A 12,933-nucleotide genomic window follows, 5' to 3' on the forward strand; every position below is an offset into this window, starting at 1 on the left:
ATAACCAAACCTCTTTTTTTATATAACGCTTAGAGCATCACTGTCAGCTATAGACAGCTTGGCGCTGCCTTAGATATTTTGATGGTCAATGGCTGCTTTTACAAAGCTTGCAAACAAAGGATGACCTTCGCGTGGCGAGCTGGTAAATTCTGGGTGGAATTGCACCCCGATAAACCAAGGATGATCCGCAATCTCTACCGACTCGACCAAATGCTGCTTGGCAGAATAACCTGAGATGCTCATACCTGCCTGCTCTAACGGCTCAATATAACGATTATTCATCTCATAGCGATGGCGATGACGCTCAGTAATTAACTTAGCACCATAGATTTGATGTAGTTTTGAACCCTCTACCAACTCAGCTTTTTGGCTACCCAAACGCATGGTACCCCCTAAGTCTGAATCATCAGTGCGAACTTGCAACTCACCTTTTTCATCCAACCACTCAGTGATTAAACCAATAATAGGCTCAGCCGCTTTACGATTAAACTCTGTAGAATCCGCCTCTAGACCAAGCACATTGGTGGCATATTCGATAACCGCCAACTGCATACCCAGACAGATACCCAAATAAGGCACTTTGTTCTCACGAGCAAATTTAATGGCGCGCATTTTACCCAATTTGCCACGCTCACCAAAGCCGCCTGGTACTAAGATAGAATCTGCTTGCTCCAAACGTGCTAACAGGCTGTCATCCGTCTCTAAGGCTTCGGCATCTACATAATCAATCTCAACTTGGGTTTTGTGAGTGATACCTGCATGCAATAAAGCTTCGTTAATTGACTTATAAGCATCTGGTAATTCAACATATTTACCAACGATGGCAACCGTCACTTTGCCTTGGGCATTTAGCAGACCATCTACTACCTTATCCCAATCTGACAAATCAGCTTCTGGCGCATCAATACCAAAGCGCTCACAAATGATGTCATCTAAATCTTGCTCATATAAGGTGCGAGGAATCTGATAAATGGTGTCGGCATCTTCACAAGTAATGACCGCGCGCTCTTCTACATTGGTAAATAGTGCAATCTTGCGACGGTTCTCTTCACCAATCGCATGCTCAGAGCGGCAAATCAACACATCAGGCTGCAAGCCAATTGAACGCAGCTCTTTTACTGAATGCTGAGTGGGCTTAGTCTTGGTTTCACCAGCACTTGAGATATAAGGCACTAACGTTAGGTGCATAAGCATAGCACGGTTGCGACCTAACTCCACTTGCATCTGACGTACCGCTTCCATGAAAGGTAGCGACTCAATATCACCCACAGTACCGCCAATCTCGATAATGGCAATATCATGGCCTTCACCACTGGCATGAATGCGGTGTTTAATCTCATCAGTAATATGCGGAATAACCTGTACAGTACCGCCTAGGTAGTCACCACGGCGTTCTTTATTTAATACGGTTTGGTAGATACGGCCACTGGTAAAGTTATTGGTTTTACTCATTTTTGAGTGGCGTAAAAAGCGCTCGTAATACCCTAGGTCTAAATCAGTCTCAGCCCCATCTTCAGTAACGAATACTTCACCGTGCTGAAACGGGCTCATGGTACCTGGGTCAACGTTGATGTACGGATCCATTTTGGTCATGGTCACTTTTAAACCACGTGCTTCCAAAACGGCCGCTAAAGAGGCTGCGGTAATACCTTTACCTAGTGAGGACACAACCCCACCAGTCACAAATATAAATTTAGTCATAAGAATCAGTCGGCAGTTGGTAAAAGGGGATTTTACTAAATTTGAGGGCGAATTTATAGGGTTGACTTTGTATTTAGTTTACGCTTAGGGCGATTTGATCCTATCCAGCATCAACTTTTTATTATTCAAATAGAAGCAGCTGTCTATATGGGGGCTTATTGTTATAGCACAATGGGACAGCTCAGCTTCATCTATTTATAATGCTGAATCTCTCATAAGACGTCGCCTTTGATGATAAGCTCTGGCCACTAAGCTCAACACCACACAACAAAAAAACTCATCCCCGAAGGGATGAGCTTTTTGAGAATAAGATTCTAATTTAGATTAGAATTTGTATTCTAGACCGCCACCAACTGCAAATACTTTACCGTCAACACCATTAACACCGTTAACGTTGTCAGCATCGTTTTGACCGATGTAAGCATGAGCAATCATGTTTTTCTGATAGTAGTACTTACCACCAACAACGATTTGACTTGAGTCAAAACCATCTTCACCATCAAGGTTAGAAGTGTTGTTGTACTGAGTGTAAATAGTTGCTGGCTTAGCGAAGTTAGTTAGACCCATTTGAGCACTAATTACATAGCCTTTTTCTTTCTTATCGCCGTAATCATAGTCAGCTTCTTGGTATAGACCACCTAAAGTTACAGGTAGACTTGATAACTTAGCTAGATCTACAGTAGCTGTACCACGTACTAAACTACCAGCAATGTTTACGTCGTCATCATAAGATAGACCTGCTGTGAAACCTTGACCTTGATCATACATTAATGACGCACCCCAACCACTATTGTTTTCGCCACCAATATCATCATCATTGGCATACATAGCAGCAAACTGTAATGGAACACCGTCAATTCTTGGTGCTTGCCAAACCACAGAGTTTGATACACGACCACTGTCAGCCATATTTAAGGCTTCAACTACGTCATCTCTGTCAACTCTAGTAGTGCCTAAGTTATCCCAGAAACCTTCGTTAACTACTACGTTGTTGATGTAGTCAGTAGTTGATTGGTTATGACCAACACGGAACTCACCAAAAGTGTTGTTTTTAACACCTAAGAAAGTGTCACGGTTTTTGAAAGTTTTTTCGTCATCGTTATCAACGTCAATAGCGTATTCTAATTGATAGATTACATCTGTATTAGCAGATAATGGCTCTGAGCCTTTAAGACCTAAACGTGAACCATTAGAGTTAATTTGAACACCGTTTTCGTCGTAGTTTGAACCAAATTCTTCATCAACGTAATCAGCAGTCATAAAGATTTTGCCGTAAAACGTTGGAGCAGCGTTAGCCGCAGATACAGATAGAGCAGCAACAGCTGATGCTAAAAGTAGTTTTTTCATGGGGTAAATCTCCACTTTACAATTTTAGTTATGGGCTGCCCTAACAAGCTAACGCCCAATATGTTCAAAGATTTCTAACTTAATTACAGTATCCAATATTTGGAAATGCATTGTTTAGAACTGGATTAAATATCAGTATGGCAACAAAGTGTGACAAAACTGTTAAAGTAAGTAACTTAAGTCCTAATTATTTAAGCAACTTCCCTATTCAAGAAGCTAACAACGGATAAGCTTCTGTTACATCACTCACCAAACTCATACCTCATTTATAAGCATATCAACTTTGAAATAATTTGCAACATTTATTTGTGGATTTTATTGACACAATTTAGCTACTAATTAAATTAAGTTGTTGAAATAAAAAACAATAATAACCCTAAATAATTTGTTAAGCAGGTATTTATAAGACAGGGATAGGTTTATTTTTACCTTTAATCGGTCAGTTTTTGACTAAAATTCAGGTCATATAAGCCTAAAGCTGTACAGAATATGGGTTTACAAATGTTCTATTTTAGGGTTGAACAACTTATTGGTTGCTATTTTTTAGGATAAATAAACAAAGTATGTCTCTAAATATGACCAGCTTATGCCGGGTATGGCGTGATATATAGTAAAGATCAAAACAAATATGACTACTTTTGTATTAGATAAATTAAGACTAATGATACTGGCTAAGTATGTTGACTCAGGTTACTAGTTATCTTTCATACTCAGCGTTATATCTGCCTAGGGTCACCTATTACCGCTGTGTATTGCGTACTATATATACCAAACCCCAGAAACTTTAAAAAAATTAACCAATAAGTCATCTAATTATGAGTGTTCTGAGCCATACTGCAATATTTTGGACAGAAAATAATGTAATAAATTTACATATATAAGTAAAGCTGTAACAATCTAAAAATCAGCAATTTACATGATTTTTTATGACCCCTGAGTCAGATACGCCCCCAATAGATTACGCTTTATGAGCAAGATGAGTAGCTGACTGGCATATTTACTTTTATATTGACAGCTATTTTTGGCAAAAAAAACTCTGCCAAACTCAAGATTTGGCAGAGTCAACGGTAGGGTTACCTAACAGGCTATGAGCTTAAGCATCTATTAGCCATTGGAAGCAGCTGTTAGCCATTGGCTTTTAACTTTAAGCGCGCCGCATGCAGTAATGGCTCAGTGTAGCCACTTGGCTGCGCGCGTCCTTTGAACACCAAATCACAGGCGGCTTTAAAAGCAATAGAATGATCAAAGTTATCCGCCATAGGCATATAGCTTGCATCACCTAGGTTTTGCTCATCGACCACTTTTGCCATACGCTTCATGGCATCCATTACCTGCTCTTCGGTTACGATACCATGGTGTAACCAGTTAGCGATGTGCTGACTTGAGATACGTAAGGTAGCACGGTCTTCCATTAGGCCTACGTTATTGATGTCTGGCACTTTTGAACAGCCCACGCCTTGATCTACCCAGCGTACTACGTAACCTAGGATGCCTTGAGCATTGTTCTCAAGCTCTTGACGCTTCTCTTCATCTGTCCAGTTGGTGTCTTTGGCCAATGGAATGGTTAAGATATCATCTAAGCTGGCACGCTCACGGCCCTTAAAGCCCTCTTGAATCTGTTGTACATTGTTTTGATGATAATGGATGCTATGTAAAGTAGCACCTGTGGGCGAAGGTACCCAAGCAGTCGTGGCACCAGCTTGTGGATGGTTCATCTTAGTCTCAACCATCTCTTTCATCTCATCAGGCTTAGCCCACATGCCTTTACCAATCTGAGCGCGGCCAATTAAGCCGGTCTCAATGCCAATATCCACGTTCCACTGCTCGTAAGCAGGCTGCCAAGCTTGCGACTTCATATCCCCTTTGCGTACAAAGGGACCTGCATTCATACTGGTATGAATCTCATCACCTGTACGGTCTAAGAAGCCAGTATTAATAAAGATAACGCGCTCTTTAGCTTGGCGGATACTTTCTTTTAGGTTGACTGTGGTGCGGCGCTCTTCATCCATAACCCCCATCTTTAGGGTATTGCGAGGCAGATTAAGGGCATCTTCTACTGCAGCAAATAGGTCATTGGCAAATTTCACTTCTTCAGGGCCATGCATTTTCGGTTTTACAATATACATAGAGCCTTCACGAGAGTTTGAGCGTGTGCTCTTGCCTTTAATATCGTTGATGGTCAATAGTGGCGTGATAAGCGCATCCATCATACCCTCGAAGATCTCTTCTTGACCCTCACCTAAGTCTACCAAGATAGCTGGGTTTTGCATTAAGTGACCCACGTTACGGATTAACAATACCGCACGGCCAGGTAGTACCAGCTTGCCGCCCTCAGGTGTAGTGTATTCACGATCTGGGTTGAGTTGACGGGTCAGCTCTTTGCCACCCTTCATAAACTTCTCAGTTAAGTCACCATTCATCAGACCAAACCAGTTACGATAAGCTTCTACTTTTTCTTCCGCATCTACAGCCGCTACTGAGTCTTCACAGTCTTGAATGGCGGTGATTGCCGATTCTAATAACACATCTTTTATGTGCGCTGGGTCATCTTGACCTACTGGATGGCTGGCATCAATCTGAATCTCAACGTGTAAGTTATTGTTCTTTAGTAAGATGCCGGTAGGGCTTGATGCCTCACCCACATAGCCTGCGAACTGAGCACTGTTGGCCAAAGAGGTTGTGCTGTCGCCTTGAGCGATGTTTAACTTGCCATCTTCAACGCTAAAGCCAGTCACATCGGTATAGCTGCCTTCAGATAAGGCAAAGTTGTCATCTAAGAAGGCTTTGGCATAGGCCACGACTTCTGCCCCACGCTTTGGATTGTAGCTGCTACCCTTGTCTTTGCCATCGGCAGTATCAATTACATCTGTGCCATACAAGGCATCATAAAAGCTGCCCCAACGTGCGTTGGCCGCATTCAATGCATAACGAGCATTACGAACCGGCACCACCAGCTGTGGACCAGGAATAGTTGCGATTTCGGCATCGACATTTTCGGTAGATACTTCAAAGTCATCGCCTTCTGGCAATAAGTAGCCAATGTCGGTCAAAAACTCTTTATATTTTGGATAGTCAATCTCCCCGTCTTTGGCAGGATTGTCTAAATGCCACTGATCAATTTTGGCTTGTAGCTCATCACGCTTGGCCAATAGCTCTTTATTACGCGGGGTAAACTGCTTTACGATTTTTTCGAAATTTGACCAATAAGCTTGTGAGTCCACACCAACGCGGGGTAACACATCATTTTCAATAAAATTATAAAGTTCGCTATCAATGGCAAGAATGCCTTTTTGAACACGGTTCTGGTTGTTATTAACAGAGTTACTCATACCATATGATCCTTTGTTGGTGAATGGGGTTATCGGTGCCTTTAGTACCTTAGTGTTTATTGTGCTTATTTATGGCTTTATGTCGCTTAAGTAATGTCACTTAAACCATTCTGTATTCATACTACTATCAATCAGATAAATAAACAAGAAACAGCCATTTATTAAATAAATGTTTAGTCTTTAATCAATTGATAATACCCCTTAAAGCCAATAAAATCAGTCATTTGTGATTGAAAATTGACAAGCGACCCACCATTCATTATTAAGTAAAGCTGTGTTAATCACAGTCCATATCGTCTCTACGACCTCTTCCTCTATGTTAAAAGAGGACAAAACGCTTATGGCAACTGCTGAGGCGACTCTAACGCGGTCACTTAAGCAGACGCATCAGGCTATATTTGTTAAAATAGCGCCCAACAGATTATTTTATAAAACCTTGTCCTTACTTTATGACTTGATAATACCTATCAAGTGAGCGGTAATACCTCAGTGATAAATGAGCCCTACTATGAATGATGATCTTCTTAATGACAGCAGCAATACCGTTCACGCGCCTGCCCGTACTGACATCTCTCACATTCATCAGTTTTTGGGTGCGCCCACACCGCAGGCTTGGCTAGATGCTGCCTTACAAGATATTCCCACGCTGATACAAGACCATGCCAATTGCGAAAAAAAAGCCGCTGGCACAGCGATGAATTTAATTTTTCGTTATGAGTTCCATCAAGACTTACAGCTTAAGCTTGCGCAGCTGATCCGAGAGGAGATGCTGCACTATGAACAGGTGGTGGGGATAATGAGAGAGCGTGGCCAGCCCTGGAAACATTTGAGTGCCAGCCGCTATGCTAAAGGCATGCTCAAGCACAAGCGTACTTATGAGCCGGCAGCTATGATTGATATTTTAATTATTGGTGCCTTTATTGAGGCGCGCTCTTGTGAACGCTTTGCAGCCTTAAGCGAAGTGATTGATGATGAGCGCTTAGCAAAATACTATCGCTATCTACTAAAGTCAGAGAGTCGTCATTACGAGGACTATATTACCCTAGCCCGCTCGCTTGAACCCAAACGTCAGCAGTCAGAAGCTCAGCTTGACTTTGAGGCATTGCAGCAAGCCACCAATGGCAGCATAAATTTAGACCAACAAACCATGGATGTTGATCAGCGTATTGCTTTTTTTAGACAAATAGAAGCTGAGTTAATTACCAGTTCTGATAAAGAGCTACGTTTTCACAGTGGCACGCCTGCTTAAGAGGCCATTATTACTGAATTTATGACAACGTTGTTTTCAGCTTGTACAAAAAGGCCTACTAAAATTAAGTAGGCCTTTTTAATGCATTAATATTCGTGTCACCCTCTACTTTAAGTCTTCATTTAAGACACGAGCTTGGGCATTATCAATAGTGGCATAACGATTACGATCTGTGATTTCACCACTTTGTGGCTGTTCAGTACCGGTAGTATTCTCATTAATATTACCATCAAACGCAGTACTGCCTTGCTGATCTCGTCTGTCAGGTTGGCGAGCGGGGTTGTCCCCATCGTTAACATGCTCACTTTGAACATAATCATTGTTTAGGGTTTGGGTCCCGTTAGTGTCAGAAGACTCTGCATATCGGCCCGATTTATCGTTAACTGCGTCGTCAGTCGTGGTTGCGTCGATTGGTGTTTTGGTTAAATTTGGGTCTCGAGTTTGCATCATACTTCCTTAATTTATTGAAATAAATATATCGAACTGAACCGGTGTATTAACCACCTATGCCTGTTATGACGCCTGTTATGACTTAAACTTAGTCTTGCTTGAATTTAGGTCTGAATTTAGATCTAAATGTTTAACATGCTCAGCAGCTTTAAGACATAAGACTGGTCGGTGGTTGGGCTTGATTACCATTACTATATAGTCATCTATAAAACTATTAGAAAACTATCATAACACTAGTCGTTATCATGTCGTCCTAAATCAAAAGCATTCAAATCGCCCACATTCTTGCCTGCAGGTGGCAGACCAGAGTTCATTTTACGGGTATCTTCATAGACATCGTCGGTCTCTTGTGAAGCTTGCTGTGGGCCGTCGATTTCTGGTAAGTTCTTATTACCGCCATACGTCCCCACTTCTAAAGCGCCCTTATCTGAAGTTGCTCCGGTTTTATCAACCGCACCCACTTGTTCATCCTCAGTAGACACAGTAGACTCATTGGCACCTTCTATCGCATCATTTTCGACTTGTGCATCTTGAGGTAATTTGACAGTTACTGATTCATTGATTGACATAATATTCCCTTATCGTATTTTAGTTATTGGTAGATTAGTTATCATTTATGATTGGCTGTTTGTAGCCGAGCTCTTATTATTTATCTTTACGCAAATTATTTATCTGTACGCAAATCATCTTCAATAAAAGGGGTTTGCTCTTGCTCAGTCAGCTGCTCTGGCTGCTCTTTTTGCTCTGAAGGCTTTAAGTTTTCTTTTACCTCATCAGGCTTTACCTGATTGGCTGCTTGTTGCAAGTCAGAGTCTTTATCAGCTTGTGGATTTGAATTACTCATAACATTATCCTTTTTTTTATTGGGTATTTTTTTATTTGCGAGCAATTTTTTATTTGCGAGCAATTTAAGTCATATGTCTTATCATATAACCTGCTAGGGTCGATAAACTATTAGTAACTCGTAGCTTTGTGTTTAGATATGTTGAAAAAAAAGCAACTTTGTAAGTCAAAGTTGCTTTTTTATTGAGTCAGGTAGATGTCTTTTAAATGTAGGTGTCTTTTAAATAATGATAAGCTTTGAGACAACGCCTAGTTGCTTTGGGAGGTTAGATCAGAAACTTTGTTAATCTTTTGTAGTAAGTAATCTTGTGCAATAAAGACTGCCTCACCTTTGGCCGGCTGTACTTGATTCCAGCTGCCATCGCCTTTTAACTCCCACGCCTGCACGTTATCAGTTAAGTAGCTCATTAAGCCATCTTCATAAACACGTTTGAACAGCTTAGGATCTTCTACTGGAAAAGCCACTTCTACGCGGTGGAACAAGTTGCGACTCATCCAATCTGCACTGCCACAGTACAGACGCTCATCACCACCATTATAAAAATAATAAACCCGAGTATGCTCTAAGAAACGCCCCACCACCGAACGAACTGTGATGTTCTCAGATAAGCCTTTAACTTGAGGGCGAATACAGCTCATTGAACGCAAAATAAGCTCAATCTTCACGCCCGCTTGTGAAGCATCATACAGCTTATCGATTAAATGACGCTCCGTTAAGGCGTTACATTTGACGATAATATGCGCCTTTTTGCCCGCTTTGGCATTGGCAATCTCATCATCAATAAATGACATGAGCTGTGTGTGCAGCGTAAAGGGCGCATGTAGTAGCTTGTTGACGTTAGCCGCTTTGCCCATACCAGTCAGCTCTTGGAAAATCTTATGCACATCCTCTGATATATCAGGGTCAGAGGTAAACAGTCCATAATCAGTATAGGCCTTGGCATTGCCCTCATGATAGTTACCAGTACCTAAGTGTACGTAACGACGAATCTTATTATCTTCACGGCGCACAATAAGCATCAACTTGGCATGAGTCTTATAACCGACGATACCATACACCACCACTGCGCCTGCTTCTTGCAGCAAATTGGCCACCTCAATATTTGAGGCCTCATCAAAACGGGCACGCAGCTCAATAATGGCGGTCACCTCTTTACCATTTCTTGCCGCAGCTGCTAAGGCTTTGACAATCTCGGAGTTTTTGCCTGAGCGGTATAAGGTTTGTTTAATCGCCAATACCTTAGGGTCTAAAGCGGCTTGCCAAATCATATTAACCACGGGGTTAAACGACTCATACGGGTGATGCACCAACACATCTCCTCGGCGAATGGCCGTAAACATGCTCTCGCCTTTATCGAATGACTCACGTCTAAAGGCTTTTGGCATCATGTGTGAAAATGGCTGAAAGCGCAGGCTTGGGATATCAAAGTCAAAAAGTAAGCGGGTGAGGTTCACCGGACCATTCACACGGTACAGCTGACTTTCGTGCAACCCAAACTCTTCCAACAGATAATCGCTGACTTCAGTAGGACAATTGGTGGTCACCTCTAGGCGCACCTTGTCACCAAAGCGGCGGTTATTAAGCTCACCCTCTAAAGCTTTAGCGATATCCTCTACATCATCCGCCAGCTCCAAGTCAGCATTGCGTGTTAAGCGGAACTGATGGCAGCCTGTCACGCTCATACCTGGGAACAGCTTACCGACATGTTCATGAATCACCGCTGAGAGCATGATGTGGTGCTCTTTGCCGTCGGTCAACTCGTCGGGCAGACGAATCACGCGCGGTAGGCTGCGCGGCGCGGGTACCACAGCCAAATTGATATCTCGGCCAAAGGCATCTTTGCCCTCTAGACTCACCATGAAGTTTAAGCTCTTGTTCACCAGACGTGGGAACGGGTGTGCCGGATCAATACTGATTGGGGTCAGTACTGGCATGACCTGCTCGATGAAATATTCCTTCATCCACTGCGCCTGCTCCGCATTTAACTCATTGCGCTTAAGATAGCGAATGTCCTCTTGAGCCAAGGCTGGCAAGATATCTTCATTTAAAATACGGTACTGCTCTTCAATCGCTTGATGCGCCACATCAGATATCTCTTGTAATACTTCGCTTGGACGCATCTTGTCAGGCTTATGCGAGATATTGCCATGATTGAGCTGCTGCATTAAGCCTGCCACACGAATCTCAAAGAACTCATCTAAATTGGATGAAAAAATAATCAAAAAGAACAAACGCTCAAGCAGTGGGTGACGAGGATTCGTCGCTTGAGCCAACACGCGCAGATGAAACTGTAGCCAAGACAGCTCACGGTTAATATAACTATTAGAGGAGTAAGTGCCATCTTCATAGCGTTCCCAATCTAGCTCAGTTAATGACTTAGATTTGGTAGTGTCATTGGTTTTATTGACATGACTGTTTTGAGAATTGTCTTGAGAAGTTAAGGCGGTATCGGTCATAGTTTGCTCTGCTTTGGTTTGCCGGCTTGGGGAGGAGTCTTGATTATTTGGCGCATGATTGGATGCATTATCTGACGTAGTGGCTGCACTATTTTTTGGATTACGAGCGGGTCTGGTCATGACAAATAGGCCTCCTTTATGTCTGCGCCAAAATAAAAATCGCGCAGACTTAGTATATAAGATTCATTTTACAAGTTTATTAAAATCAAATACTTAAATTAATTAGGGCAAAACTGCATTGTTCATACGGCGCATGATAATACGCTGCTTATTGCGCAGACGCTTATCGCTCATATGTCCTTGATAATACTTGGGATTGGTGAGCATGCTAATCAGCAGCGCCGATTCGTCTCGATTGAGCTTGCTTGCCGGCTTATTAAAATAGTGATGCGCAGCCGCCTCAATGCCATAGATGCCATTGCCAAATTCGGCCACATTTAAATAAGCGGTTAAGATACGCTGTTTGTCCCACATCCCCTCTATCATTAAGGTGATACTTGCCTCAAGTCCTTTACGCACATATGAGCGGTGCGAGGTCAAAAATAAGTTTTTGGCAAGCTGCTGAGTGATGGTTGATCCGCCAGCTGCCACTGTGCCTGAGCTTTCATTTTTTTTCATGGCCGCCTCGATACCTTCCATATCAAAGCCGTTGTGGCTGGCAAATCGAGAATCTTCACTGACAATAGCGGCTCGCTTAGCAGACTTGGCGATATCTTCATACTCTACCCAAGTTTGGGTCACGCTGCCACCCCCTAAGCGGTGGGCAATCATAAACATGCTGTTATTAATAGGCTGACTTTTCCAGACCATCAGCAGACCCGCTACAGAAATATAAAAGGCCACTGCCAATAATACCAGGGCCCCAAACAAACGCTTAAAAAATGTGGAAACTGCCGTCATAGTTTTTTGACTCGGCTAACGGTTAAAATTAAAACAATGATAAACTAACTTAAGGCTTACGGGTAGTTGTCTTTTACTGTTACCCAAGATGAGCGCACCTAAGATGACCCACGATAGGATAACAATTTTGACTCAGATTAACCTTACTCGGCATAAAATTGCACAGCAAATTCACACAGTCACCTTATCCACTAATGACTCAAATGCTAAGCTGCCAGATGTGCAGCCTTTAGATGGCCAAGCTTGGTGGCTACTGGGCACATCTGGGTGTCATTTATGTGACGTTGCAGAAGAGACACTTAGGCTATTTTCGAGTGTGTCTCCGGTAAAGGTTCAAAAGGTAGATATTGCAGATTTAGATGAGGCATTGATGCAAGAGTTTGCTACGATTATTCCAGTTATCCTTACACCCACTCACCAATTAAAATATCCTTTTTCTGTTGTTGATTTACAAACTTTAATTTAAAATATCTCACCCTTTAATTCATTAGTGTTATAGATGATATCACTCAAAGCCCGCCCTTTATGGCCATAGGTATCTACACAATTTATCAGTGAGCATAAATTTGATAAAATAGCGCAGTATGGTATAGAGAAAATGACCCTAGATACGAGACTTATTAAACGTTATCAGCAACTCGTACGCAATCACACTCA

The 12,933-nt window shown here is 42.2% G+C and carries 10 protein-coding genes; 2 read left to right on the forward strand and 8 right to left on the reverse strand.

Annotation, left to right across the window (positions count from 1 at the left end; translation table 11 throughout):
- Positions 1 to 69: 69 nt before the first annotated feature.
- The 3 genes from JMX92_RS01420 to JMX92_RS01430 form a co-directional block, all read right to left on the reverse strand.
- On the reverse strand, positions 70 to 1,701 hold the full coding sequence (locus tag JMX92_RS01420; protein WP_110816783.1) for a CTP synthase: 1,632 nt from the start codon (positions 1,699 to 1,701) through the stop codon (positions 70 to 72).
- A 324-nt stretch (positions 1,702 to 2,025) separates the two neighbouring features.
- Positions 2,026 to 3,048 (reverse strand): porin, encoded by a 1,023-nt coding sequence (locus JMX92_RS01425; RefSeq protein ID WP_201543469.1) that lies wholly within the window; start codon positions 3,046 to 3,048, stop codon positions 2,026 to 2,028.
- 1,124 nt (positions 3,049 to 4,172) lie between these two features.
- A complete protein-coding gene (locus tag JMX92_RS01430; protein ID WP_011960890.1) occupies positions 4,173 to 6,377 on the reverse strand; it encodes a malate synthase G in 2,205 nt (734 codons plus the stop codon).
- A 508-nt stretch (positions 6,378 to 6,885) separates the two neighbouring features.
- Here JMX92_RS01430 and JMX92_RS01435 point away from each other — a divergent pair.
- Entirely contained in the window at positions 6,886 to 7,626 is a 741-nt protein-coding gene (locus JMX92_RS01435) for a tRNA-(ms[2]io[6]A)-hydroxylase (RefSeq protein ID WP_264765392.1), read from the forward strand.
- Between the two features lie 105 nt (positions 7,627 to 7,731).
- On the opposite strand, the gene JMX92_RS01440 is transcribed toward JMX92_RS01435, so the two are convergent.
- The 5 genes from JMX92_RS01440 to mtgA form a co-directional block, all read right to left on the reverse strand.
- Positions 7,732 to 8,073 (reverse strand): hypothetical protein, encoded by a 342-nt coding sequence (locus JMX92_RS01440; RefSeq protein ID WP_201543471.1) that lies wholly within the window; start codon positions 8,071 to 8,073, stop codon positions 7,732 to 7,734.
- A 236-nt stretch (positions 8,074 to 8,309) separates the two neighbouring features.
- Positions 8,310 to 8,645: a hypothetical protein gene (locus JMX92_RS01445; RefSeq protein WP_201543473.1), complete on the reverse strand. Its 336-nt coding sequence runs from the start codon at positions 8,643 to 8,645 to the stop codon at positions 8,310 to 8,312.
- Between the two features lie 95 nt (positions 8,646 to 8,740).
- Positions 8,741 to 8,920, reverse strand: a complete 180-nt coding sequence (locus JMX92_RS01450; RefSeq protein ID WP_011960894.1) for a hypothetical protein — start codon at positions 8,918 to 8,920, stop codon at positions 8,741 to 8,743.
- Between the two features lie 248 nt (positions 8,921 to 9,168).
- Entirely contained in the window at positions 9,169 to 11,496 is a 2,328-nt protein-coding gene (gene ppk1 / locus JMX92_RS01455; RefSeq protein WP_011960895.1) for a polyphosphate kinase 1, read from the reverse strand.
- A gap of 102 nt (positions 11,497 to 11,598) precedes the next feature.
- Complete coding sequence (mtgA, locus tag JMX92_RS01460) at positions 11,599 to 12,276, reverse strand: monofunctional biosynthetic peptidoglycan transglycosylase (RefSeq protein ID WP_011960896.1); 678 nt, start codon at positions 12,274 to 12,276, stop codon at positions 11,599 to 11,601.
- Between the two features lie 127 nt (positions 12,277 to 12,403).
- Here mtgA and JMX92_RS01465 point away from each other — a divergent pair, with 127 nt between their 5' ends.
- Positions 12,404 to 12,742 carry a glutaredoxin family protein gene (locus JMX92_RS01465; RefSeq protein ID WP_227675225.1) on the forward strand — a complete coding sequence of 113 codons (339 nt, stop codon included), beginning with the start codon at positions 12,404 to 12,406 and terminating at the stop codon, positions 12,740 to 12,742.
- The last annotated feature ends 191 nt before the right edge of the window (positions 12,743 to 12,933 follow it).

Origin of the sequence: Psychrobacter sp. H7-1 (genome assembly GCF_904846585.1) — a bacterium.
GTDB classification, from domain to species: domain Bacteria; phylum Pseudomonadota; class Gammaproteobacteria; order Pseudomonadales; family Moraxellaceae; genus Psychrobacter; species Psychrobacter raelei.